At 66.0% G+C, this 24,462-nt stretch carries 27 protein-coding genes and 1 pseudogene; 17 read left to right on the forward strand and 11 right to left on the reverse strand.

Annotated elements, in window-relative coordinates; genetic code table 11:
- Positions 1-32: 32 nt before the first annotated feature.
- Genes QME71_06605 through QME71_06615 form a run of 3 tightly spaced genes read left to right on the forward strand, consistent with a single transcriptional unit; the run spans position 33 to position 2,807 of the window.
- Positions 33-1,055: an aspartate-semialdehyde dehydrogenase gene (locus tag QME71_06605; protein MDI6857969.1), complete on the forward strand. Its 1,023-nt coding sequence runs from the start codon at positions 33-35 to the stop codon at positions 1,053-1,055.
- A gap of 22 nt (positions 1,056-1,077) precedes the next feature.
- Complete coding sequence (gene dapA, locus QME71_06610) at positions 1,078-1,977, forward strand: 4-hydroxy-tetrahydrodipicolinate synthase (GenBank protein ID MDI6857970.1); 900 nt, start codon at positions 1,078-1,080, stop codon at positions 1,975-1,977.
- A gap of 11 nt (positions 1,978-1,988) precedes the next feature.
- Positions 1,989-2,807: a class I SAM-dependent methyltransferase gene (locus tag QME71_06615; protein ID MDI6857971.1), complete on the forward strand. Its 819-nt coding sequence runs from the start codon at positions 1,989-1,991 to the stop codon at positions 2,805-2,807.
- Positions 2,808-3,015: 208 nt separating this feature from the next.
- On the opposite strand, the gene QME71_06620 is transcribed toward QME71_06615, so the two are convergent.
- Entirely contained in the window at positions 3,016-4,305 is a 1,290-nt protein-coding gene (locus QME71_06620; GenBank protein ID MDI6857972.1) for an adenylosuccinate synthase, read from the reverse strand.
- Between the two features lie 172 nt (positions 4,306-4,477).
- Here QME71_06620 and QME71_06625 point away from each other — a divergent pair, with 172 nt between their 5' ends.
- Both QME71_06625 and QME71_06630 read left to right on the forward strand, forming a co-directional pair.
- The gene (locus QME71_06625; protein MDI6857973.1) at positions 4,478-5,107 is read left to right on the forward strand and encodes a DUF47 family protein; all 630 of its coding nucleotides are present in this window, start codon (positions 4,478-4,480) and stop codon (positions 5,105-5,107) included.
- 113 nt (positions 5,108-5,220) lie between these two features.
- Complete coding sequence (locus QME71_06630; protein ID MDI6857974.1) at positions 5,221-6,168, forward strand: inorganic phosphate transporter; 948 nt, start codon at positions 5,221-5,223, stop codon at positions 6,166-6,168.
- Positions 6,169-6,195: 27 nt separating this feature from the next.
- On the opposite strand, the gene QME71_06635 is transcribed toward QME71_06630, so the two are convergent.
- The 10 genes and pseudogenes from QME71_06635 to QME71_06680 form a co-directional block, all read right to left on the reverse strand.
- A complete protein-coding gene (locus QME71_06635; protein ID MDI6857975.1) occupies positions 6,196-6,930 on the reverse strand; it encodes a glutamine amidotransferase in 735 nt (244 codons plus the stop codon).
- Positions 6,927-8,333 (reverse strand): MurT ligase domain-containing protein, encoded by a 1,407-nt coding sequence (locus QME71_06640; protein MDI6857976.1) that lies wholly within the window; start codon positions 8,331-8,333, stop codon positions 6,927-6,929. The genes QME71_06635 and QME71_06640 overlap by 4 nt, the downstream gene beginning before the upstream one ends.
- Before the next feature lie 149 nt (positions 8,334-8,482).
- On the reverse strand, positions 8,483-9,610 hold the full coding sequence (locus tag QME71_06645) for a site-2 protease family protein (GenBank protein ID MDI6857977.1): 1,128 nt from the start codon (positions 9,608-9,610) through the stop codon (positions 8,483-8,485).
- 64 nt (positions 9,611-9,674) lie between these two features.
- Positions 9,675-11,987, reverse strand: coding sequence for a heavy metal translocating P-type ATPase (locus tag QME71_06650; GenBank protein MDI6857978.1), 2,313 nt, complete (start codon positions 11,985-11,987; stop codon positions 9,675-9,677).
- Entirely contained in the window at positions 11,977-12,195 is a 219-nt protein-coding gene (locus QME71_06655; protein MDI6857979.1) for a hypothetical protein, read from the reverse strand. The genes QME71_06650 and QME71_06655 overlap by 11 nt, the downstream gene beginning before the upstream one ends.
- A 14-nt stretch (positions 12,196-12,209) precedes the next feature.
- Positions 12,210-12,476, reverse strand: coding sequence for a metal-sensitive transcriptional regulator (locus tag QME71_06660; GenBank protein MDI6857980.1), 267 nt, complete (start codon positions 12,474-12,476; stop codon positions 12,210-12,212).
- A gap of 252 nt (positions 12,477-12,728) precedes the next feature.
- On the reverse strand, positions 12,729-13,289 hold the full coding sequence (locus QME71_06665) for a thermonuclease family protein (GenBank protein ID MDI6857981.1): 561 nt from the start codon (positions 13,287-13,289) through the stop codon (positions 12,729-12,731).
- 248 nt (positions 13,290-13,537) lie between these two features.
- Positions 13,538-13,666, reverse strand: a complete 129-nt coding sequence (locus QME71_06670) for a zinc-ribbon domain-containing protein (GenBank protein MDI6857982.1) — start codon at positions 13,664-13,666, stop codon at positions 13,538-13,540.
- Between the two features lie 9 nt (positions 13,667-13,675).
- A pseudogene (gene tatA, locus QME71_06675) lies at positions 13,676-13,840 on the reverse strand (twin-arginine translocase TatA/TatE family subunit).
- An 89-nt stretch (positions 13,841-13,929) separates the two neighbouring features.
- On the reverse strand, positions 13,930-15,030 hold the full coding sequence (locus QME71_06680) for a DUF933 domain-containing protein (protein ID MDI6857983.1): 1,101 nt from the start codon (positions 15,028-15,030) through the stop codon (positions 13,930-13,932).
- Between the two features lie 119 nt (positions 15,031-15,149).
- Here QME71_06680 and QME71_06685 point away from each other — a divergent pair, with 119 nt between their 5' ends.
- From QME71_06685 to rplD, 12 genes are all read left to right on the forward strand, one after another.
- Positions 15,150-16,517 (forward strand): ADP-ribosylglycohydrolase family protein, encoded by a 1,368-nt coding sequence (locus tag QME71_06685; GenBank protein MDI6857984.1) that lies wholly within the window; start codon positions 15,150-15,152, stop codon positions 16,515-16,517.
- 128 nt (positions 16,518-16,645) lie between these two features.
- A complete protein-coding gene (locus QME71_06690; GenBank protein ID MDI6857985.1) occupies positions 16,646-16,762 on the forward strand; it encodes a desulfoferrodoxin FeS4 iron-binding domain-containing protein in 117 nt (38 codons plus the stop codon).
- 19 nt (positions 16,763-16,781) lie between these two features.
- On the forward strand, positions 16,782-16,925 hold the full coding sequence (locus tag QME71_06695) for a hypothetical protein (protein ID MDI6857986.1): 144 nt from the start codon (positions 16,782-16,784) through the stop codon (positions 16,923-16,925).
- A gap of 219 nt (positions 16,926-17,144) precedes the next feature.
- Complete coding sequence (locus QME71_06700; GenBank protein MDI6857987.1) at positions 17,145-18,542, forward strand: amidohydrolase; 1,398 nt, start codon at positions 17,145-17,147, stop codon at positions 18,540-18,542.
- A gap of 117 nt (positions 18,543-18,659) precedes the next feature.
- Entirely contained in the window at positions 18,660-18,836 is a 177-nt protein-coding gene (rpsU, locus tag QME71_06705) for a 30S ribosomal protein S21 (protein MDI6857988.1), read from the forward strand.
- Between the two features lie 31 nt (positions 18,837-18,867).
- Positions 18,868-19,320, forward strand: coding sequence for a GatB/YqeY domain-containing protein (locus QME71_06710; protein ID MDI6857989.1), 453 nt, complete (start codon positions 18,868-18,870; stop codon positions 19,318-19,320).
- A gap of 245 nt (positions 19,321-19,565) precedes the next feature.
- On the forward strand, positions 19,566-19,988 hold the full coding sequence (gene rpsL / locus QME71_06715) for a 30S ribosomal protein S12 (protein MDI6857990.1): 423 nt from the start codon (positions 19,566-19,568) through the stop codon (positions 19,986-19,988).
- Between the two features lie 19 nt (positions 19,989-20,007).
- Positions 20,008-20,478 carry a 30S ribosomal protein S7 gene (gene rpsG / locus QME71_06720; protein ID MDI6857991.1) on the forward strand — a complete coding sequence of 157 codons (471 nt, stop codon included), beginning with the start codon at positions 20,008-20,010 and terminating at the stop codon, positions 20,476-20,478.
- Positions 20,479-20,589: 111 nt separating this feature from the next.
- On the forward strand, positions 20,590-22,677 hold the full coding sequence (gene fusA / locus QME71_06725) for an elongation factor G (protein MDI6857992.1): 2,088 nt from the start codon (positions 20,590-20,592) through the stop codon (positions 22,675-22,677).
- A gap of 58 nt (positions 22,678-22,735) precedes the next feature.
- On the forward strand, positions 22,736-23,050 hold the full coding sequence (gene rpsJ, locus QME71_06730; protein MDI6857993.1) for a 30S ribosomal protein S10: 315 nt from the start codon (positions 22,736-22,738) through the stop codon (positions 23,048-23,050).
- A 2-nt stretch (positions 23,051-23,052) separates the two neighbouring features.
- Positions 23,053-23,715 (forward strand): 50S ribosomal protein L3, encoded by a 663-nt coding sequence (rplC, locus tag QME71_06735; protein ID MDI6857994.1) that lies wholly within the window; start codon positions 23,053-23,055, stop codon positions 23,713-23,715.
- Between the two features lie 44 nt (positions 23,716-23,759).
- Positions 23,760-24,462: 50S ribosomal protein L4 (gene rplD, locus QME71_06740; protein ID MDI6857995.1), on the forward strand; the 703-nt coding region annotated here is incomplete at its 3' end.

Raw genomic sequence — 24,462 nt, forward strand, 5'->3', positions numbered from 1 at the left:
AAGCGAAAACCGAAGCGTGGAGATGAGGATAGATGGCGCCTAACAAGCAATACAACGTGACGGTGGTCGGGGCCACGGGCATGGTGGGCCGCGTGTTCCTCGACATAATGGTGCGACGGCACTTCCCCGTGAAGTCGCTGCGGCTTCTCGCCACTCAGCGCTCCGCCGGGCGCAAGATCCTCGTCGGCGAGAGGGAGATCGAGGTCGAGATTACCACGAATGACTCCTTTGCCGGCGCCGACTTCGTCTTCATCTCCGCCAGCGGCGAGGCCTCGCGGCAGTACTGTCCCCTCGCTGCCCAGGCGGGCGCCATAGCGATCGACGACAGCTCGGCGTGGCGCATGGACCCCAAAGTCCCCCTCGTCGTGCCCGAGATCAACGCCGACGACGTGGACTGGCACCAGGGCATCATCTCGATCCCCAACTGCTCGACGACCCCCATTGTGATGTGCCTCTGGCCCATCCATCGCGTGAACCCCGTCAAACGCGTCATCGCCGACACCTACCAGTCCGTCTCCGGCACAGGCAAGGCCGCCGTCGACGAGCTCAACACGCAAACGGCGCAGGTCCTCGATGGAAAGGACACGCTGCCGCACGTCTACCCGCACCAGATCGCGTTCAACCTGCTGCCCCACATCGACGTCTTCCTTGACAACGGTTACACCAAAGAAGAGTGGAAGATGGTGAACGAGACGCGCAAGATCATGCACGACGACTCGATCGCCGTCTCCGCCACCTGCGTCCGCGTGCCCGTGCTCGTCTCGCACAGCGCCGCCGTGCACGTCGAGCTGACGCGGCCCATGAGTGCGGACGAAGTGCGCGATATCCTCGCCGAGGCGCCGGGGGTCACCGTGCAGGACGAGACTTCCGTCAATCTCTACCCGCAGCCGTGGTCCGCCGCCGGCCAGGACGACGTGTTCGTGGGCAGGATACGCCAGGACGCCTCGCACCCCAACGGGATCGCCATGTGGGTCGTCTCCGACAACCTGCGCAAGGGAGCGGCGCTTAACGCTATTCAGATAGCTGAAGAGGTCATCAACCGGAACCTCGTCTAGCCAGGCAGGGGAGGTATTCGCTATGGCAGAGATCGGCCGCTTGCTTACGGCCATGGTCACCCCTTTCAAGCCGGACGGATCGGTCGATTATCGTCAGGCGCAGCAGCTTGCGCTGGCGCTGCTCCGCGCCGGCAGCGACGGCGTGGTCGTCACCGGCACGACCGGTGAGGTGCCGACGCTTACGCACGACGAGAAGGTCCGCCTCTACCGCGAAGTCAAACAGGCCGTGGGCGAGGCCGGCGCCGTAGTCGCGGGCACGGGCAACTACAACACCGCCGAGAGCGAGGAGCTTTGCCGCGAGGCCGAAGAAGCGGGCGTCGATGGCCTCCTGCTCACGGTGCCCTACTACAACAAGCCCACGCAGGAGGGGATCTTCCAGCACTTCCAGGTGCTCGCGAAGTCTACTCGCCTTCCCTGCATTCTCTACAACATCCCCGGACGCACCGGCATCAACATGACCGCCGACACGGCGATAAGGCTCTCGCACATCCCGAACATTGTCGGCGTAAAGGAGGCGAGCGGAGACCTGGAGCAGATCGCGCGCATAATCGCCGGCTCGCGTGAGGGCTTTCGCATCTGGAGCGGCAACGACTCCGACACGCTGCCCATACTTTCGGTCGGCGGGTACGGCGTCATCTGCGTCGTCTCGCACCTCGTCGGCCTGCAGATGCGGGAGATAATCGAGAAGTTCCTGGCGGGACAGGTGGGGGAAGCGGCAGAGATACACCGGCGCCTGCTCCCGCTCATGTCGACGCTGATGACCGCCGCCAGCAACCCGATCCCCATCAAGTACGCGCTGAACCAGATCGGGTTCGGAGTCGGCGGCGTGCGGCTGCCCCTCTGCGAGCCGACGGAGGCGGCCGCCGAGAAGATAATGGCGGAGGTCCGCCGCCAGAGGATCGACCTGGCGATACCAGGGTAAGGACGCCTCAAATGACGCTGGACGACTTCTCCCTTAAGCGGTTTGCCCGCCACCCCTTCTACGTGGCCATGAACCGCCGTCTCGTTGAGTTGTGCTCGCTGCGCTCCTCCCAGCAGGTCGTCGACCTCGGCTGCGGCACGGGGGCGGTGACGGAGCTGATACTGGAGGAGATGCGCCCGGAAGACGGCGAGGTGCTTGCCGTCGACCCTTCGCCCTCGGCGCTGGAGATAGCGCGCCGCGACCTCCAGGAGCGCTGGGGCGCGGTGGTGCGCTTTGTGAGCGGGCAGGCGGAGAGCCTGTCGCGTCTCGTCAAGCGGACGGCGGATGCCGTCGTCTTCTGCAACGCCATCCATCTCGTTGAGGACAAGCGGCGCGTGATGCGCGAGGTGTCGGCGAGTCTGCGGGAGCGCGGTCTCTTCGCCTTCAACAGCGCCTTCTTCGAGGGCGCCCAGCCGGAAGATACGTTCCCCTTTTACCTCAACTGGGTGCGTCGGGCGCTGCGCATCCTCCGCGACGATTACCCCGAGGTGCGGCGCGAGAAGGAAGAGAAGACGCAGGCGCGCAAGCAGCTCTCGCCCGAGGAGTACCGGACGCTGCTGGAGGAAGAGGGGTTCGCGCTGCGTCACATAGAGCTGTGCCCTGTGCCGCTGCCGCTGGAGGGGTTCGAGGACATCAGCCAGTACGAGCTGTTTGCGAAGGGCGCCCTGCCGGGGGTGCCGCTGGCCGTCGCCGTCGATTGCCTGAAGCGGGCGGCTGCGGACGCGTTCCGTGACATGCAGTTGAGCTACGTAACTCGGAACTGGCTCCAGGTCGTCGCCCAAAAGGCCTAGCCGACAAGCGGAATCCTGTCGATAAGGCCGCTCGAAAAAACGAAGTGAAGGGCTAAAGCCCTCCGCTACATTTCACCAGACCGCCACAGTCGCTTGTCCCTGACCGACCCGACTGAGCAAGGCGGGGCTCTATACCCTGCCAGTCCGCCCACATCCGGTACGGTCGGGGCTTTGTATCCAACCAGCCCCACGGGTTCCGGCTTTGCCCCTACAGGATGGGTTTGACGATGATGGCCTGGTCGCGCTCCGGCCCTACGGACACGATCGCTACCGGGCACCCCAGCAGGCTCTCCAGCCGCTTCACGTAGTCGCGCGCCCGACGCGGTAGGTCCTGGAACCGCCGCACATCCGTCGTCGGCTCCTGCCACCCCGGCATCTCCTCGTAGATCGTCTCGCAGCGCTCCAACTCCCGCGTCCGCGCCGGGAACGTCTCGACCGGCGTGCCGTCGATGTGGTAGCTGGTGCAGACCTTGATGGAGGCAAACGTGTCGAGGACGTCGAGGCGGGTGATGACCGCGGCGTCGATGCCGTTCAGGCGGGCCGTGTAACGCGCGGCCACGGCGTCGAACCAGCCGCAGCGCCGCGGCCGGCCGGTAGTGGCGCCGTACTCCTGCCCTTTCTCGCGCAGCTCCTCGCCCGTCTCGTCCTTGAGCTCCGTGGGCATGGGGCCGTTTCCCACGCGCGTCGTGTACGCCTTGTAGACGGCGACCACGCGCGCTATCTGCGTCGGCCCGATGCCGATGCCGAGCGCGGCGCCAGCCGCCGTCGACGACGGCACGGACGACGTGACGTATTCGTAGGTGCCGGCGTCGAGGTCGAGCAAGCTGCCCTGCGCCCCTTCGAGGAGGACGGTGTCGCCGCGGGCGAGGGCGTCCTGCACCACCACCGCCGTGTCGATGACGAACGGCGCCAGGCGCTGGCCGTACTCGCTGTACTTCTCGTACACCTCCTTGAAATCGAGCGGCTCCAGGCCGTAGAGCTTTGTCAGCACGGCGTTTTTGTAGGGCAGGACGAGGGAGAGGCGTTCGCGGAAGGCATCGGGGTCGATGAGGTCGCCGATGCGCACGCCGATGCGTCCGACCTTGTCGACGAAGGCGGGGCCGACGCCGCGGAACGTCGTGCCGATGGCGGCGGGCCCCCGCAGCTCCTCGTCGGCGCGGTCGATGAGGATATGATAAGGCATGGTCACGTGGGCGCGGTCGCTCACGTACAGGTTCTTGGTGCTGACGCCTTTCGACTGCAGCTCGGCGATCTCCTCCAGGAGCACCGCGGGGTCGATGACCACGCCGTTGCCGATGACGCACACCTTATCGGAGTAGAAGATGCCGGCGGGCACGAGGTGGAGGCGGAACGTCCCCTTCTCGTTGACAACGGTGTGTCCGGCGTTGTTCCCGGCCGAATAGCGGGCAACGATACTTGCGTTCTGCGCCAGGAGGTCGATCGTCCTGCCCTTCCCCTCGTCGCCCCACTGGCCGCCGATGACTACGAGCGCTGGCATAATTTACCCCGACGCCGTCGGGGGTTCTCCTTTCTCAGTGTTGGGGTCGTCAGGAATTCATCTCACCCGCGGAGAGTATAGCAGAGGCGGTCGCGCCGGAAAAGACAACGTTACCGGCGACCTCGCGCGGTTGACTTGATGTCCCCGCTGTGCTAGTTTCGTGACGAAGGCCATGCCTAGAATCCCCTTCATTCCCCGGAACGAACGCTTCTACGAACTGCTCCACGACAGCGCTAGGAACCTGCTCGTGGCCGCGGAAGCGCTCGTCGACCTCATGCAGCACTTCCAGAACGTCGAGATGAAGACCGGTCACCTCGCGGAGCTGGAGCACAACGGCGACAACATCACCCACTCGATCGTCAGACTGCTGCACAAGACATTCGTCACCCCGATCGAGAGGGAGGATATCGCCCTGCTCGCCGAGCGGATGGACGACGTGATGGACTTCGTCGAGGGCGCGGGCATGGCGATGTGCCTCTACAATATCAAGGAGCCGACGCAACGTGCCGTCGATATGGCGGACATTATCCGGCTGATGGCGGTCAACGTGGAGCAGGCGATCAACCGGCTGGGCAAGCGGGGCGGACTCCGGGAGATCCTGCCCTACTGCGTCGAAATCAACCGGCTGGAAAACGTGGCCGACGATATCTTTCGCAAGGCCACCGCCGAACTGTTCGAGGACGAGGTCACGCCGGTCGAGATCATCAAGTGGCGCGAGATATATGACCAGCTCGAAGAGGCGACAGACCGCGCCGAGGACGTCGCCAACGTCCTCGAGGGGATTGTGTTGAGGCATGCTTAGACAAGCAACAGCGGACGGGGGGAAGAGGAGCCGGTGAGGCTCCTTTCTTACGTCCGGTCCATGTTTAAGGAAAGAGCGTTGTGACTGATACCTTTGGCTTCCTCGTCTTCACGATGGTAATAATCATGCTGTTCGAGGCCGTGAACGGCTGGACGGACGCGCCCAACGCCATCGCGACCGTAGTCTCGACCCGCGTCCTCCATCCCATCGCGGCTGTGGCTATGGCCGCGGTCTTCAACCTTGTCGGCGCCCTCTCGGGGACGGCCGTAGCGGCGACCATCGGCTCGGGGATCGTGGACATCCAGGTCGTGACGCTGGAGACGGTGGCGGCGTCGGCGCTCGCGGTTGTCATCTGGAGCACTTTCGCCTGGTACTTCGGTCTCCCCACGAGCGAGAGCCACGGCCTCGTTGCCGCCATCGCCGGCGCGGGCATGGCGACGGCGGGAGTCGACGCGCTGCTATGGAGCGGCTGGCAGAAGGTGTTCACCGGTCTCGGCGCAGCTGTGATAGCGGGCGCGCTCGGAGGCTTCCTGATGATGACCCTCCTTCTCTGGCTGCTCCGCCGGTCGAGCTCATGGCTGGCGCGGCGCATCTTCGGCCCGATGCAGATCTTCTCCGCCGCGTTCATGGCCTGGAGCCACGGCACCGCCGACGGCCAAAAGGCCATGGGCGTGATGGCGATGGCCCTCGCTATCTACTACGATAGGGAATTCACCGTGCCCATCTGGGTCATCCTGCTGGCCGCGACGGTGATGGGACTGAGCACGGCCCTCGGCGGCTGGCGCATCATCCGCACACTCGGCATGCGGCTCACCAGCCTCCAGCCCGTGCACGGCTTCGCAGCCGAGACGTCCGCCGCCCTGACGATTACGGTAAGCGCCCGCTTCGGCATTCCCTTGAGCACAACGCACACCATCGGCTCGGCGATTATGGGCGTGGGCGCCACGAGACGGCTTTCGGCGGTGCGCTGGGGGATCGCCCAGAACATCGTGATGGCGTGGATACTTACGTTCCCCGTCTGCTTCGGCCTCGGCTGGCTGCTGACTCTGCTCTTCCCCTAGAAGCAACGCGCATCCGGGCCTCACGCCCTATCGCCGCGCTGAAGCCACCCGCACCGCCGCTGCGTGCGCGGCCTCCTCCAGACAATCGTCCAGGGGCGCAAGCTCCACCTCGCCGTGACGCCGCCTGAGCGCCAGCAGCAGCAGGTGGTCGGCGAAGCGCGGGTTCTTGGGCAGGAGCGAGCCGTGGAGATAGGTGCCGTGCGCGTTCTTGTATACCGCCCCTTCCGTCCCGTCTTCGCCGTTGTTCCCGAACCCCACCCTCACGCGCGCCAGCGGCTCGGCGCCCGCGCCCAGGTAGGTGCGTCCGCCGTGGTTCTCGAAGCCGACGAGCGTCCCGCCCCGCCATTCCGCTACCACGTTGCCGATGCAGCGGGGGGCGTCCTCGCCCGGGTGCTCCGTCCAGGCGTCGAAGATGCCCAGGCCGGGCAGGTCGTCGCCGCTTGCCGGGTGATAGTAGCGGGCAAACAACTGGTAGCCGCCGCAGACGGCGAGCGCTGTCACTCCCTCTTCGACGGCCTCGCGTATCGCTTCCCCCTTCACGTTAAGCAGGTCGGGCGCGACCCGTCGCTGTTCGCGGTCCTGCCCGCCGCCCATGAAGATGAGGTCGTACCGCTTCGGGTCGAGCCGGTCCCCCAGGTCCAGCTCGTCGACCTCCAGATCGATCCTTCGCTCCCGGCAGCGATGGCGCAGGCAGATCATGTTGCCGCGATCGCCGTAGAGGTTCATCAGCCGGGGGTAGAGGTGCGCGACGTAGAGCTTCACCCGTTTTCCTCCCAGTAGTGGCCGGTCCGGCCCCGCTTTGCCAGGATTTCGCGCACCTCCAGCATCGCCGTGTACGTGGGTATCACGTACAGGGTATCTTTCGGTGTCATCTCCCTGAGGGCCAGGTCGAGCGCGTCCTCCGCGTCCTTCACCACCGGCAGGTCGTGCGGGAGGCCGGCGTATTTCAGGCGCAGCGCCAGGTCTTCCGCCCGTCTTCCTGATGCGACCGTCCAGACCGTATCCGCCGTCATCAGCTCGAAGTCGGCGTCCCATATCCAGGAGACGTCGCGGCCGTCGGCGATGTCATCGTTCAGGAGAAGGAGGACGTGCTTGCCGCCGGGAAGCGCCGCCAGCATGCGCAGCACCTGGTTGAGTCCCGTCGGGTTCTTGGCCAGCAGCACCTGCACCTGCCTGCCGTCGACTTCGAAGCGCTCCTGACGGCCGAAGGCGGCGGCCACCTGAGCGATCCCCTTTTCGACGGCGTCGAGGGGGAGGTGGAGGGCGAGGGCGGCGGCGACGGCGCCGAGGGCATTGTAAACGTTGTAGAGTCCGCCCAGCTTGAAGACGAGGGTCGCGCGGCCGGCCGGCGTCGCGGCTTCGAGCGTGGTCTCGCCCGCGGGGTCGAAGCGGACGCTTTCCGCGCGCACTTCGGGTTCGCGCCGGAGGAGGCTGCAGCCGGGGCAGCGCCAGTGGCCGATGTGACCGTAGAACACCATCTCGTACTGGTACTCGAGGCCGCATCCGGCGCACCAGCGGGAGTCCGCGGCGTGCTCCGGCTCGGAGAGGGCGGCGGCCGCGTCTTCGACGCCGTACAGCAGCACGGGGCCACGCGCCACGGCCTCCAGCGCGGCGACGGACGGGTCGTCGGAGTTGAGGACGACGGTGGTCGACGGCGGCGCCGCCTTGAGGGTGGCGCGCCAGCGGGCGGCAATGGAATCGACCTCGCCGTAGCGGTCGAGCTGGTCGCGGAAGAGATTGGTGAAGACGAGCGCGCGCGGGGAGAGGGCAGCGACGGCCTGTGGAAGCGTCGCCTCATCGACCTCGAACACGCCCAACCGTTTGTCGGCGTCGGGGAGCGAACCGGCGAGGCCCGCGTCTGCGAGAAGGGCGGTGGCGATGCCGCGCATGAGGTTGGAGCCGGTGCGGTTGTGCAGAGGGCGGTACCCGGCGGCGCGCGCGACGCTGCTCAGCATGTGGGCGGTCGTCGTCTTGCCGTTGGTGCCGGTGACGATGACGGAGCCCAGCCCGAGCTGTCCGCCGAGGCGCTCGACGAGGCGCGGGTCGAGCCTCTCGGCGACGAGGCCGGGGAGAGCGGTGCCGCCGCCCCTGCGCAGGATGCGGCTCGCTGCTCCCGCCGCCTTGCCGGCCCATATCGCGGCCACTGTTCTGGGGGTTACGGACACGGCGGCGCTCCCGTCCGCGGCGACTCCCCCTGACGATGACGCCTTCGGCCTTGTGGCGCTGCGATCCGGGGGGTCATGAACCACACGTCGTCGCCCGGACTTTACGGGACCGCGCCCTGAAGGACGCGGCATTTGTCTATCCAATGCCGTCAGCGAAGGACGCGCTTCGCCAGCAGCAGCCGCAATATCGCCTCCCGGCTGACCACGGCCACCAGGCGTCCCTGCTCCACCACCGGCAGGTGTCGTTGCTCCTCCGCATCTATCAGTTGCACCATGGCGGCGCAGTCCGCCCACCGGTCGACGGTCACGACCTCCTCCGAGGGCTTCATGGCCGCCCGGACCGTGACCTCTTGCCAGCGGTCGCGCGGCACTCGCCGGAGCTGCTCCTGGCAGAGGATGCCGACCACCCGCTCGTTCTCGGTCACAAAGAGGCACATCGAGGCAAGATTCTCGCCGTTCCGCCGCACCGCTTCATCGAGCGAGAGCCACGGCGGCACGGCTGTGATGTCGCGCGACATGATGTTCGCCGCCTTGTGGTTCCGGAGGAAGTCGAGCACCTGCGTCTGCTGCCAGCTCTGACGGGCCGCCCCCTCCAGGAAGATGCCGAGGAACATGAACCAGAGCCCGGCCCCCGGCGAGAGCCAGCCGGCCCGGAAGATGGAGATGAGTCCTACGAAGATGAGGGCGTAGGCCATAATGCGGCCGCACCAGGAGGCGAAGAAGGTAGCGCGCCGGTAATCGCCGATAACGCCCCAGAGGACGGAACGAAGCACGCGGCCACCGTCGAGCGGGAAGCCGGGCGCCATGTTGAACAGGGCGACGCCCACGTTCATCAGCAACAGCCACTCCCACATAACGGTGAAAGGCTTTTCGCCTTCCAGGCCGATGAGCAGGCCCGTGCCCAGGAAGACGGCTGCCAGCGCCATGCTCATCGCCGGGCCGGCGAGCGCCATCAGAAACTCGACCAGCGGCCTGCCCGCCTCTTTGCTTATCTGCGCCACGCCGCCGAAGACGAAGAGCGTTATGCCTTTGACGGGAATGCCGTAGGCGCGCGCCACAAGGCTGTGAGCGAGCTCGTGGAGGAGGATGCAGGCGAAGAACAGGAGTCCGCTGGCAACACCCAGCAGCCAGTGAACGGGCGCGCTTACGCCAGGCAGCCACTCCGGGTACACCTGGCTCGACAGCAGCAGGATGACAAAGCCGAAAGTGATGAACCACGACAGGTTCAGGCGGATGGGCACCCCCATTAGCCGCACGAGCGGAATCGACGTTCTCATGGCGAAAAACGGGCAGCAACTGCGGGCTCATCGGACGATTGCCGCCCTCTCCTTGTTTACTAGTCTACTGTTTATGAGAGTCTAACCGGAACCCCCTCAGCCGCAACGAATTCGTCATGACCGAGACCGAGCTCAGTGCCATCGCTCCCGCGGCGAGGACCGGGTTGAGGAAGCCGTACTCGCCGAAGAAGGGCTCCAGCGGCGCCGGCACGCCCGTGCGCGACAGCAGTGGGTAAAGGATGCCCGCGGCAACGGGTATGAGGATGATGTTGTAGAAGAAGGCCCAGAAGAGGTTCTGCTTGATGGTCTGCATCGTGCGCTGGCTCAGCGCTAGCGCCGTCGGGACGCCCGCCAGGTCGCCGCGTATGAGGGTGATATCCGACGCTTCGAGGGCGACGTCCGTCCCCGTGCCGATGGCGATGCCAACATCCGCCTGAGCGAGGGCGGGGGCGTCGTTTATGCCGTCGCCGACCATTGCCACGAGCTTGCCCTCGTCCTGCAGGCGCCGCACCTCGCGCGCCTTGTCCTGCGGCAGCACCTCCGCCAGCACGCGGTCGACCCCCACCTGGCGGGCGACCGCTTCCGCGGTCTGCCGGTTGTCGCCGGTGAGCATCGCCACCTCGAGGCTCATCGCCTTCATGCGCGCGACGGCTTCGGCGGCGCCCGGTTTCACCGTGTCGGCGACGGCGATGACGCCGGCGGGCCGCCCATCGACGGCGACGAACATCGATGTCTTGCCCTCGGAGGCGAGCCGCTCCCCCGCGCGCTCTATGCCGTCGCTATCCGTGGAAGCGCTGGTCAAGAGTCCGCTTTCGCGCATCAGCTTCAGGTTGCCCAGCAGCACCGTCCTGCCGTCGACTTCGGCCTGGACGCCGAGCCCGGGGAGGGCGGCGAACTCCCGCGCCTCCACCATCTGGACGCCCCTCGACTGCGCCGCCGCGACGACCGCTTCGCCCAGCGGGTGCTCGGAGCTGCGCTCCACGCTCGCCGCCAGCCGCAGCAGGTCGTCTTCGCGCCAGCCGTCGCCGGCGACGATGTCGGTGAGAGCGGGCGCGCCGGAGGTGACGGTGCCCGTCTTGTCGAGGATGACGGCGTCGATCTTGTAGGCGGTCTCGAGGGCTTCGCCGCCACGGATAAGTATGCCGTTCTCGGCACCTTTGCCGGTGCCGACCATGATCGCGGTGGGAGTGGCCAGCCCGAGGGCGCAGGGGCAGGCGATGATCAGCACGGCCACTGCGTTCAGCAGGGCGAAGGTGAGGGCGGGCGCCGGCCCCCAGATGGCCCAGATGACGAACGTTGCGGCGGCGACGCCGATCACGGCGGGGACGAAGTAGCCCGCCACCACGTCGGCGAGGCGCTGGATGGGCGCCTTCGAGCCCTGCGCCTCTTCAACGAGGTGAACGATCTGCGCCAGGACACTGTCCTTCCCCACGCGCTCGGCGCGAAAGCGGAAGCTCCCCGTCTTGTTTATCGTCGCGCCGATGACCTCGTCGCCGGCGTTCTTCTCCACGGGAATGCTCTCGCCGGTGATCATCGACTCGTCGACGGCGGAGCGTCCTTCGAGCACGACGCCGTCCACCGGTATCTTCTCGCCCGGCCGGACGACGACGATGTCGCCGACGATGACGTCTTCGACCGGGACGTCCGTCTCCTGTCCGTTACGCAGGACGCGGGCGGTCCTCGCCTGGAGGCCGATGAGGCGCCTGATAGCGGCCGAGGTGCGTCCCTTCGCCTTCGCTTCCAGGTGGCGCCCCATGAGGATGAGGGCGATGATCACGGCGGCGGTGTCGTAGTAAACGTCAGCGGTGAGATCGGCTGACTCGAAGAGGCCGGGCGCGAAGGTAGCGAAGACGCTGTAGAAGTAGGCGGCGCTGGTGCCGACGGCGATGAGCGTGTTCATGTCGGCGGAGAAGTGGCGCGCGCGGCCCCAGGCGCCGGTGTAGAACTGCCAGCCGGCCCAGAACTGGACGGGCGTCGCAAGCAGGAAGGACGCGACGTTGACCGCGCCCATCGGCAGGTCGGAGAGAAGGGGGATGCGCTGAAACTGGCTCAGCAGGAGCAAGAGGGCGCCGGTGACGCCTGCGAAGAGGAACTTGCGCCACAACGACCGCTCCTCGCGGGCGCGCGCCTCGGCCTGGGCTTCGGGCGTCGCGAGCGTCTGCGGCCTCGGACGGTAGCCCGCGCGCTCGATTGCGCGATACAGGCTCTCGGCGGGCGTCGCCGGGTCGTAGCGGACGGTCGCCTGTTCGGTCGCCAGGTTCACGGCGACATCGCAGACGCCGGGCACCGCGCGCAGCGACTCTTCGACGCGGAGGACGCAGGAGGCGCAGTGCATCCCCTCGATGGGAATGGTCGTGCGTTCGGTCTTAGCGCTCATCGGCGATGCGAGAGTGCTCCTCTCTTTGCTCGGGACCCGTGCTGCCGCGTCGCATCATCTGATGGCAACCCATCCTGTGGCCGGAGTGACCTTCATCGTCGGAAGTCCGCTTGACGGCGAACCAGCCAAGGAGCAGCATGCCGCCCATCATCAGGGGGCAGGCGAGGAGCGCCATGAAACCGAGAATGCCCCAGCTAAACCCGTCCATCATCTCCACCTCCGCTATCTGTTGGCGAGTTCGTACAGTTCTAGAAGCTCGTCGACCACCTGGCGTTCGCGCCCGTCCCGTATGCCGTGGACGACGCAGTCGCGCAGGTGGCCTTCGAGCATGATCGTTTCGAGCTTTTCGAGGGCGCGCCGCACGGCGAACGACTGCTTGAGGATATCGACGCAGTAGGCGTCCTCCTTGATCATGCGTCCGATGCCGTGGAGGTGGCCGTCGATGTAGTTGAGCCGTTTGAGGGCCTTTTCGCGCACCGAGTCCTGCATGCCCGGCCTCCTTCGCTGCCTCTGATGTTGTCCGCCGCGCCCGGGCTGGACCCCTGCGACGGTCGTACCCCGTCCGCGGCCTCTCCCTACCCACGGGGGAGGGGTAATACTATGTTAACCGGCAATGCGACCAGCGTCAAGAGGAGTCGCTTGCCGAATAAAGCTCCTCACTAGGACGTGGCTGGTCGGCGTGTCAACGGATGGAAGCGGACAAGCGGATGGCGGCCGCTGTCTGTGGCATTGCGGGCGCTGTCAGGGGGCGCATCCGGGGGGTGGCGCGAGGCCGGGACAGGCGCTCCACATCCCCCGTCCATGCCGGTAGGCGTCGCACTCCGATGCCTGTAACGATGCGAGGAGCAGCGTATCCGGCGGGTACGACGCCGCGTTCGCGTAGCCGCGGTACGCGAGGTCGCCGTTCAGGAACGTCTCACAGCCGGGGTTCGACGAATCGGTGTCGACCCAGACGTAGGCGAGGAGCCTGCCGAAGAAATCGGTGCACGAGACGTCGCGCATCAGGCAGACGACGCGTCCCTCCAGCACGCTCCGGGCGTAGGCCGACGCCTCCGGCCCGTAGCACTCGACGTCGCCGTAGACTTCGGGGGTGTCCACGCCGATCAGTCGCACGCGGTACGTCTGGCCGGCGACGACCGGGCAGTCGGCGCCCCAGTTGAGGGGCGAGTCGACGCGGAGATGGAAGGTGTCGCCGTCGACCACGTGCACCGCCGTTCCCGCCGTGCACTGAAGTCCCGCCCCGAAGACGGCGAGGAGCAGGCAGGCGGTCAGCAGGGGAAAGATGCAGACGCGGCGGCGCACGGGCAGGCTCCTTCCTGGAATCCGACCCAGATCATAGCCCTGTCGGGGGCGAAGTCAAGCGCTGACTGCGGCGGCGTGCGAATCCGTCAGCGGGTGGAAAGCGGACAAGCGGATGGCGGAAGGGGCGCCCGATGCCGGACGGGCCGGCGCAGAGTGCGGGCAATCGGGGGACGGACGCGGCGGCCTCAGGCAGAAACAAGACTGCCGGCTCTTTCGAGACCCGGCAGTCCTTTGATGTCTTGTTTGTGTTACAGCGCGGCGCCGCAGTTCGAGCAGAAGCGCGTGCCGGGACTGTTCACCGTGCCGCACTTGGAGCACGATACTTCGCCCGCGGGGGCTCCGGACGAACCCCCGCCGCCGGACGCGCTCTCGGCAATCTGCTTTGGCTCGTCCTCTTCCTTGCTTGCCCTTCGGAACTCGCGAATCCCTTTGCCTATCGCGCCGCCCACCTCGGGGAGGCGGCCGACTCCGAAGATAATGATGACTATGGCAAGGATCAGGACCAGCTCAAACGGTCCCAGCCCGAAGGGTCCAATTGCTAGCACCGGCATTGCTTGCCTCCTCTGCGCCTTTCGAATGCGCACTTAAAGCCTAACATCGCAGATATAACGAGTCAAGGATTTGCGCGCATTCTTCGAAATTAAACGTTGAAGAGGATGTGCAGCACGTCGCCGTCCTGCACGTGGTAGCCCTTGCCCTCGCCGCGCAGCGCCCCGTGACGCCGCGCCTCCGCCAGCGAGCCGTACGAAATCAACTCGTCCCAGCGGATGACCTCCGCCCGGATGAAGCCGCGTTCCATGTCGGAGTGCACCTTTCCCGCCGCCCGGGGCGCCGGCGTGTCCCTGGGCACCGTCCAGGCGCGGCACTCGTCTTCGTTCCCCGTGAAGAAGAAAATGAGGTCGAGAAGATGGAAGGAGAGACGGCTGATGCGCTCCGCCGCTGCCTCGCCGAGGCCGAGATCGGCGCGAAACTCCCGCTCCTCTTCGTCCGACAGATCGATGAGTTCCATCTCCAGCGTCCCGCACGCCGCCGCTACCGCCGTCGACGGCCCGGAGCGCCGCGCGCGCGCCTCCTCCTCGATTGCCGCCGCCTGCGGCACGTCCGCCTCGTCGATGTTCAGCAGGATGAGCAGCGGCTTGGCGGTGAGGAAGTTGTAGTTCGCCACCGAGCGAAGCTCTTCCTTTGTCAGCGGCTGCGCGCGGATGGGCGTTCCCGCCTCGAGTCCCTCCTTGATGCGCCGCAGGAGCGCCATCTCGTGCTCGCCCGCCTCGCGCTCCCCCGCGCGCGCCGACCGCACGGCCGTGTCGAGCCGCTCCAGCCGCCGCTCGATGACGCCGAGGTCGCTGAACGCCAGCTCGAGGTCAAGCGTATCGATGTCCCGCTGAGGATCGACGGAGCCCTCGGGATGGGGCACCGCCTCGTTGCGGAATGCGCGCACCACGTGCACGAGGGACTCGCTGCGGTCGAGGGCGGCCTGCACCTGCGGCGACGGGCCGCCGCCGCGTCCGCCGCGCCACGCCAGTCCGCCCGGCACGTCGACGTACTGGATATCGGCGTGGGTCACCTTCTTGGCCTTGAACACGGGCGCCAGGCGGTCGAGCCGTTCGTCGGGCACCTTGTAGGTGCCGATGTGCAGCTCGGCCTCGCCGTCGAAGGCGCCGACAGGCGCGTGGCCGTGCGTCAGGGCGTTGAAGAGGGTCGTCTTCCCTGAGCGGGCAAGCCCGATGATCGCCATCTGCATCTGTTCACTCCGGATCGAGCGTCGTACTGATTCTAGCACGTTCCCGGCTGCGCGGCTCTTCTCGGCTGTTAGAGGGGCGGCGCGTATACTTGCTCCTGAGGCGGGAAGGAGGCCGACGGATGGCGGAAGCCATCAGGGAACTCTGGCTGTGGCTGAGTCGCGAGGCTTTGACGACCGAGCTGATGCAGCTTGAGGACGAAGGGCGCGACGTCTCGTCCGTCAGAGCGGAGTTCGAGCGGCTCCTCGCGTTGGGCGAGGAGGAGCTATCGGCGCCGTCTAAGCAGGAGGAGGCGGGCGCGCTTCTGGACGCGGCGCAGCGGCTGCCGGTGCGGCCGGACTACCCCTTCCGGGAGCCGTCGGGCCTGGCTGAGATAAGGGAGCTGCGGCAGGGAGCGCCGCGTCGCATTGAGAGGCCACTTCCGGCGGCGGAGATGGAGGACAGGCTGCTCGGCGCCTGGCTGGGCCGGTGCGCCGGCTGCCTTCTTGGCAAGCCGGTCGAAGGGGCCCGCACGGAGGAGCTGTGGGGCTTCCTCAAGATGTCCAGCCAGTGGCCCCTTCGCGACTACATCCGGCTCGACGTGGACGCGCGAACGGCGGCGGCGTACCCCGACTTCGTCGCCAGGAAGGCGCTCGATGCGCTCGACCACATGCCGTCGGACGACGACACCGACTACACGGTCGCCTGCACCCTCCTCCTCAAGCGAAAGGGCGCCGCCTTCACCCCCGCCGACGTGGCGCGTTTCTGGCTGCTCAACTTGCCGCTGCTCCGCACTTACACGGCGGAGCGGGTCGCTTACCGCAACTTCGCCATGCAGGTGCAGCCGCCGGAGAGCGCTTCCTTCCGAAACTCCTACCGCGAGTGGATAGGGGCGCGCATCCGCGCCGACGCCTACGGCTACGTCTGCGCCGGCGACCCCGAAAGGGCGGCGGAGTTCGCCTGGCGCGACGCCTCGATAAGCCACGTGAAGAACGGCATCTACGGCGCGATGCTGGTCGCGGCCATGCTCGCCGCCGCGCCCTTTTGCAGAGACGCGGTCGAGCTCCTGGAGGCGGGACGGCGCGGGATACCGGCGACGAGCCGCCTCTACGCCGATACAGGGCAGGCGCTGGCCTGGCGCGCCGCCGGCCTCGGCTACGACGAGGCGATTGCCCGGATACATGAGCGGTGGGACGAACGTCTGCCGCACCACTGGTGCCATGCCAACTCCAACACCATGGTCTGCGCCGTCGCCCTCTTGTGGGGCGAAGGCGACTACGGGCAGTCTGTCTGTCGCGCCGTCCAGCCCGGCTTCGACACCGACTGCAACGGGGCGACCGTGGGCTCGTTGATGGGGATGATGCTGGGCGCGCGCAACGTCCCCTCGAGCTGGACGGGACGCCTCAACAACACCCTGAAGACGAGCCTCATCGGCTATGAGACCGTGAACATCGAAGCGATGGCGCGCGAGACGGCCGCGCTTTGGGAAGGGCTGGAGCGCACCCCGTAGTTGCTTTGAGCGGCGGCGTCGGTACCGGGCCGTTCTGTCTTCTTCGGTTGACGAATAGAATCGGGCTGCATTACACTTTTTCGGGGTAACTGCTCGTGGAGACTCCCTCAGATTCGGGGTGATGTGACGTGGCAAACCAGGTGGGCAAGCGTTATTACTGCACCAAGTGCGGCTCGGAGTTTATCGTCACCAAGGCCGGCGAAGGGCAGCTCGTCTGCTGCGGCCAGCCTATGCAGCAACGCTAGAGCAGCAGGGGGTATCAGGATGGCGAACCAGCTTGGCAAGCGCTTTCAGTGCGAAAAGTGTGGAACGGAGGTGCTCTGCATCAAGCCGGGCGAGGGCGGAGTCGAGTGCTGCGGCGCTCCCATGAAGCTCCTGCAGCCCAAAGTCCTCCCTTCCGCCGATTAACCGAACCGTCGAGTCCTCTCCGTAGCGCCCTTCCCGACCGGAGGGGCTAACTTTTCTAGTAGACCTGAGACAAAGGCGATGGCGCGCCCGGCAAGCCTTATCCTTCACAACGCTAACGTTATCACCATGGACCGTGCGCGGCCCCGGGCTCAGGCGGTCGCCGCGCAGGGACGCCGCATCTTCGCTGTCGCGGATGACGCGGATGTTTGGCGGCACAGGGTGGAAGGGACCCGCGTCATCGACTGCGGCGGCCGCACTGTCATTCCCGGCTTCATCGACGCCCACTGCCACCTGCTCGCCTACGCCGCCTCTCTCCTCTCGCTTGACGTCAGCCCTCGGTCTGTCGCCTCCGTAGCCGACATCCAGCGCATTCTTCGCGACCGCGCCTCGAAGACGCCGCCGGGAGACTGGATACGCGCCGTCGGCTACGACGAGACCGCCCTCGCCGAGAAGCGGCACCCCACGCGACGCGACCTCGATGCCGCGGCGCCCAACCACCCTGTCCGCTTGGTCCACCAAAGTGGCCACGCATCGGTGCTCAACAGCCTCGCGCTGTCGCTCGCCGGAATCACCATCGAGTCGGAGGAGCCAGCCGGAGGATGCATCGACCGCGATCTCGAGACCGGCGAGCCGACGGGCCTCCTTCTCGAAATGGACTCGCTGCTGGAGGAAGTCGTGCCCCCGATCTCGGAGGAGGAGCTCGCCCATGGAGTGCGGGAGGCGGCCGCCCGCTTCCTCGCGCAGGGCGTGACCTCAGTTCAGGACGCCACCGCGACTAACGGCATCCGCGAGTGGCACCTCTTTCGCAGCCTGATCGGAGAAAGGCATCTTCCCCTCAACGTTACGTTGATGGAATCGATCGACTCGCTAGGCTGGGTGCCCGAGGAAGAGCTCGACGGGCGGCTGCGACGCGGCCCCATAAAGATAGCTTTGAGCGAACTGGGCGATGAGATATATCCCGGTGAACAGGAGATCGACGAGATGGTGTGGGAGGCGCACCGTCGCGGACGGCAGGTAGCGGTTCACGCCGTCACCGAGCGGGGAATAGCGTCCACGCTGGGCGCCATCGAGCGGGCGCTCAGCCGTTTGTACCGCTCTGACCACCGCCACCGCATCGAGCATTGCAGCGTCTGTCCGCCGGAGCTTGCGCGCCGTCTGGGGGCAGCGGGCGTAATCGTGGTCACGCAGCCGTCGTTCCTTCATTTCAGCGGCGACCGCTACCTCTCTCAGGTCCCGCCGGAAGACCTGCCGCATCTCTATCCGCTGGCCCGCCTGCGCGCTGCCGGCGTCGAGGTCGCGGCCTCGTCGGACGCGCCGGTCACGCCGCCTGCTCCGCTCCGTTCCGTTGCCTCGGCGGTCATGAGGCGCAGCGCTGGGGGCCGCGCGCTTTCGCCGGAAGAAGGGGTGGACGTGGAAGAAGCGCTGCGAATGCACACGTTGTCGGGGGCGCGAGCGGCGTTCGAGGAGGGTGTCCGCGGGAGCCTGGCGCCGGAGAGCGACGCGGACATCGTCGTCCTTTCCGCGGACCCGACAGCCGTTCCTGCCGATAAAATCGCGGACATCGGTGTCGAGATGACGATCGTTCGCGGCGAGGTCGCGTGGCGGGCGGACGAATAGGCTCGTCTGTGCGGGCGGCGGCAGAATTATTGACACGAAAACGCGGACTTAACTATAATCCCGAAGACTCAGGGCGCGGCCGCCTTCCTCCTGTAACTGCGCAAGCGAGGACGCCAGGTGGTAGAGGTAATAGTAGGCCAGAACGAGAGCTTCGAGACAGCGCTCAAGCGCTTCAACCGCAAGGTGCAGCAACACGGCATCCTTTCGGAGGCGCGGCGGCGCGAGCACTTCGAGAAGCCCAGCGTCAGGCGAAAGCGGAAGGCTGCCGCCAAGCGGCGCAAGAGCAGGCGCTAGGAACGCCTTCCTCCCTCACACAAGGATGCCCATGTCCCTCAGAGACAAGCTGTCCGACGACCTCAAGCAGGCGCTGAAGCAAGGCGATGACGTCCGCAAGCGCACGCTTCGCTACCTTCTTTCCGCCGTCCACAACGCCGAGATCGAGAAGGGCGGCCCGCTGGATGATGCGGGGACGCTTGCCGTGATCAGCAAGCACGCGAAGCAGCGGCGCGAGAGCGCGGAGGAGTTCCGCAAGGGAGGCCGCGCCGACCTCGTGGAGCGGGAAGAGGCGGAGGCGGCAGTCCTGGAGGAGTACCTGCCGCCGGCCATGTCGCGCGAGGAGATAGCGGAGGCCGCCCGCAAGGTGATCGCCGAGACGGGCGCGAGCGGGCCGCAGGACATCGGCAAGGTGATGCCGGTGCTGATGAAGGAGCTGAGCGGCCGCGCCGAGGGACGCGAGATCAACGCCGTTGTCCGCGAGCTTCTCCAATCTTCCTCCTGACCTTGCTCGAATCCTTCCGGGCGACGCGTATTTGCTTGACATCTCTCTTCTGATTCCAGTAAACTTATCATTTGGTGCTGAGCGTTCCATAATCAGCCCATCGCAGGGTCGAAAGACCTGAAAGTGACTACGGTCGGCACAAGTGGGGCGCAAGCCCTACGCCGTACTGGCTCAGCCTAGGGATTTCGACCTTTTGCGTTGTCTGTCGAATCCAATTCAACTGTGAAGAAGAAGGGGAAAGTCTATTGCCGACAATCAGCCAGCTCGTGCGAAAGGGCCGGAAGAAGCTGGTCAAGAAGACGAAGGCGCCGGCGCTTCGGTTCACCTTTAACGCCTTGAGGAACCGCGTCCAACGGGGCGACGGCGCTCCTCAAAAGAGGGGCGTCTGCACTCAGGTGCGCACAATGACGCCGAAGAAGCCGAACTCCGCCCTTCGCAAGATCGCGCGCGTCCGCCTCACCAACGGCATCGAGGTCACCGCGTACATCCCCGGCGAGGGGCACACCCTTCAGGAGCACTCGGTCGTCCTCATACGCGGCGGCCGCGTCAAAGACCTTCCGGGGGTGCGGTACCACATCATCCGCGGCGCGCTCGACGCTCAGGGGGTGGAAGGCCGCAACCGCGGACGGAGCAAGTACGGCACTCGTAAGAGCGCGAAGGCCGGCTAAGGCCAATCGGAGGACGAGGATGCCGCGACGGGCGAAAGTGATAAAGAGAGAACTTCAGCCTGATGCAAAGTATCAGAGCGAAGAAGTGGCCAAATTCATCAATAAGGTGATGATGCAGGGCAAGAAAAGCATCGCCGAGCGCATCGTCTACCGGGCATTGGACCTCGTGGCCGCTCAGACGCACCGCGCCCCGCTCGACACCTTCGAACAGGCTCTCCGCAACGTGACGCCGGTGGTGGAGGTGAAGCCGAGGAGGGTGGGCGGCGCCACCTACCAGGTGCCCGTCGATATCAGGCCTGAGAGGCGTTCCGCTCTCGCCATTCGCTGGCTCATCAACTCCGCCCGCGCCCGCAAGGGAAAGTCGATGGCGGAGAAGCTGGCGGCCGAGCTAATGGATGCGGCCGCCGGGCAGGGAGCGACCGTCAAGAAGAGGGAAGACACCCACCGGATGGCCGAGGCCAACCGCGCATTCGTGCACTACCGCTGGTAGGGAGATTTCCGGCGCATCCGGTGCACCCCGGGCGCCGCCGGACTTTGTAGAATAGATATAGACTAGCTGAGAACATTGACCGTAGAAACCGTTCCAGCCGGAACAATTGTCATGGACAGGGCGTTTCCGATAGAACGCATTCGCAATATTGGCATCATTGCCCATATCGACGCCGGCAAGACCACCGTCACCGAGCGCGTCCTCTATTACACCGGCCGCACTTACAAGATCGGGGAGGTGCACGAGGGGACGGCCGTGATGGACTGGATGACGCAGGAGCGCGAGCGGGGGATCACTATCACCGCCGCCGCCACCACATGCCACTGGGAAGGCCACCAGATCAACATCATCGATACGCCGGGTCACGTCGACTTCACGGTGGAAGTGGAGCGCAGCCTCCGCGTTCTCGACGGGGGCGTCGTCGTATTCGATGCCGTGGCCGGCGTGGAGCCCCAGTCGGAGACGGTGTGGCGGCAGGCAGACCGCTACCATGTGCCCCGCATCTGCTTTGTCAACAAGATGGACAGGGTGGGCGCGGACTTCCAGCGCACCATCGACGCAATACGGGACCGCCTCAACGCGAAGCCGGTCGCCATTCAGGTCCCCATCGGCATCGAGTCCTCGTTCGAAGGCGTTGTCGACCTGATAGAGGAACGGGCGTGGTACTTCCCGCTTGAGCGTCACGAAAACCCGGAGGTTCGCGAGATTCCCGACGAGTTCGCGGAAGTGTGCGCGCGGCAGCGCGAAGAGCTGATCGAGAAGCTGGCGGAAGTGGACAGCCAGATGCTCATCAGCTACGTGGAGGGCCGCACGCCAAGTAAGTCGGAGCTGAAGAAGGCGCTGCGCAGGGCCACCCTTGCCGGCTCTATCACCCCCGTGATGTGCGGCTCCGCCCTCAAGAACAAAGGCATTCAGCCGCTCCTCAACGCCGTTGTCGACTACCTTCCTGCCCCCTCCGATGTCCCTCCTGTGACCGGCACCAACCCGAAGACTCATGAGAAAGTGCAGCGAAAGGCGGAAGAACGGGAACCGTTCACTGCCCTCGCCTTCAAGATCGTTGCCGATCCGTTTGCCGGCCGGCTGGCCTACTTCCGGGTCTACAGCGGCCACCTTCGAAGCGGCGCCACCGTCTACAACGCGACCCGCGATGACAAGGAGCGGCTGGGACGCCTGCTACGCATGCACGCCAACCATCGCGAGGACGTCGAGGAGGTCTTTGCCGGCGATATCGCGGCCGCGGTCGGCCTCAAGAACACCTTCACCGGAGATACGCTCTGCGACAGAGGGCACCCCATAGTGCTGGAGGCAATACGCTTTCCTGAGCCTGTCATCTCCGTCGCCATTGAGCCGAAGACGAAGGAAGACCAAGACCGCATGGGCGAGACGCTGAACCGTCTGGCGGAAGAGGATCCGACCTTCCGGACGCGCTATGATGCCGAGACAGGCCAGACTGTCATTTCGGGCATGGGCGAGCTTCACCTCGAGGTGATTGTCGACCGCATGCTGCGCGAGTTCCACGTGCAGGCGAACGTGGGGAGGCCGGAGGTAGCCTACAAGGAGACGATAACGTCGCCGGTGCGCACGGAGGGCCGCTTCGTCCGTCAAAGCGGCGGGCGCGGCCAGTACGGTCACGTCTGGCTTGAGCTGGTGCCGAACGATCGCGGACAGGGCTTCGAGTTTGCGGACAAGACGACGGGCGGGGTCATCCCGCGCGAGTTCGTCCCCGCGATCGAGGCGGGTGTGCGGGAGGCGCTGGAGAATGGTCCGCTGGCGGGGTACCCGGTTATCGACCTGAAGGTGAACCTCGTGGATGGCAGCTACCATGAGGTCGATTCGTCGGACCTGGCGTTTCGGACGGCGGCTTCGATTGGGACGCGGCGGGGGCTGGAGCAGGACGAGCCGATCCTGCTGGAGCCCATAATGAAGGTGGAGATCATCACGCCGGAGGAGTTCTTCGGCGATATTCTGGCCGACGTGAACGGCCGAAGGGGCCGCGTTACTGGCATAGACGCCCGCGACGACCTGCAGATAGTGCGCGCACTGGTGCCGCTCGCCGAGACCTTCGGCTACGCCACGGACCTGCGCTCGCTGACGCAGGGGCGGGCAAGCCACAACATGGAGTTCGACCACTACCAGGAGGTGCCGCCGAACGTGGTCGAGAAGCTGGGGCTGAGGGTAAGACGCCCGGTGAGGTCTTGATCCGGCAAATGCGACGGGAGAGGAGTGGAAGTCCAGCAACCTGGAATCAACCCGCAAGATGACAACAAAGCAGAAGATCCGGATTCGACTCAAAGGTTACGACCACCGCCTGCTAGACCAGTCGGCGAGCCAGATAGTGGAGGCGGCCGAACGGACGGGCGCGGCGGTGGCCGGCCCGATTCCTCTGCCGACCGACATCAAGAAGTTCACGGTGATTCGCTCCCCCGTTATCGATAAAGACTCGCGGGAGCAGTTCGAGATCCGCACTCACAAGCGACTCATAGACATCCTGGAACCCACGTCGAAGACAGTGGACACACTGATGAGGCTGCAACTCCCGGCGGGCGTGGACATAGAGATAAAACTACAGTGAGCATTAAGGGCATTCTGGGCAAGAAGATCGGCATGACCCAGGTCTTCGACCGCAAGGGCGAGGTCCACTCAGCGACTGTGATCGAGGCGGGGCCGTGCACGGTGGTGCAGGTGAAGACCCGGCAAAGCGACGGCTACAGCGCGGTGCAGCTCGGCTTCGGCGCGGCGAAGCGGGTGAACGAGCCGATGAAAGGTCACTTGAAGGGGCTGGGTGAGTTCCGCTATCTACGGGAGTTCGAAGTCGACGACCCGTCGCAGTACGAGGTGGGGCAGAAAGTGGGCCCTGAGATATTCAGTCCGGGCGAGTTCGTGCACGTGACGGGCGTATCGAAGGGAAGGGGGTTCGCGGGAGGCGTGAGGCGTCACGGCTTTCGCGGCGGGCCGCGCACCCATGGCCAGTCCGACCGGCTTCGGGCGCCGGGATCAATCGGCGCGGGAACGTCCCCGGGACGGGTGCTGAAGGGGCTGCGGATGGCGGGACACATGGGCAGCGAGCAAGTCACGGTACGCAACCTACGGGTGCTGGAAAGCGATCCGGCGCGGGGGCTGCTCATTGTGGAAGGATCGGTGCCGGGAGCGAAGAACGGCCTCCTTCGGATCCGGAAGTCGAGCAAGAAGCCGTCGGAATGGGCGGGGCTCGCCGTTTCGCGGGAAGCGGCGTCCTGAGCGGCCGAAGGTCTGTGCATATCGTAGGGGTACGTTAGAGAGAGATGGAGCTGACGGTCCGCGACAACGAGGGCAAAGAGGTCGAGCGAATCGAGGTCGACGCGTCGGTGTTCGGCCTCGAGCCAAACGGCGCTGTGGTGCACCAGACGCTGCTGGCGCAGCTTGCCAACCGGCGCAAGGGCACGGCGAGCACGAAGACCCGCGGCGAGGTGGCGGGCAGCACCGCCAAGATGCGACGCCAGAAGGGTATCGGACGGGCCCGGCTGGGCAGCATCCGTTCGCCCCTGATGCGGCACGGCGGGGTCGTATTCGGGCCGAAGCCGCGGGACTACAAGCAGCGCATCCCCAAGCGGATGCGACGGCTGGCGATCCGCTCGGTGCTTTCAGCGAAGGCATCGGACGGATCGCTCCAGGTAGTGAAAGGCCTGGAGCTGGGGAAGCCGCGCACGAAGGAGGTCGTGTCGCTGTTCGAGAAGCTGGGGCTGCAACGTTCGACGCTGCTGGTGACGGCGGCGCCGGACAGGAACGTCTTCGCGAGTGCGCGCAACCTGCCGGAGGTCGACGTGCTGTCGGCGCCGTACCTGAACGTTGCCGACATGCTGGCGCACCGGAACCTGGTGATGACGGTAGAGGCGGTACGAGAGGCGGAACGGCTGTGGGGAGGCGATCGTGCGCGCCGCCGCCGGGCGCCGTTGCCGGCGCCTGAGCCTGCTGCGCAGGCTCCGCCCGCTGCGCGGGCGCGGCGGC

The sequence above is a fragment of the Dehalococcoidia bacterium genome, assembly GCA_030018455.1.
In the GTDB taxonomy this organism is placed as follows: domain Bacteria; phylum Chloroflexota; class Dehalococcoidia; order DSTF01; family JALHUB01; genus JASEFU01.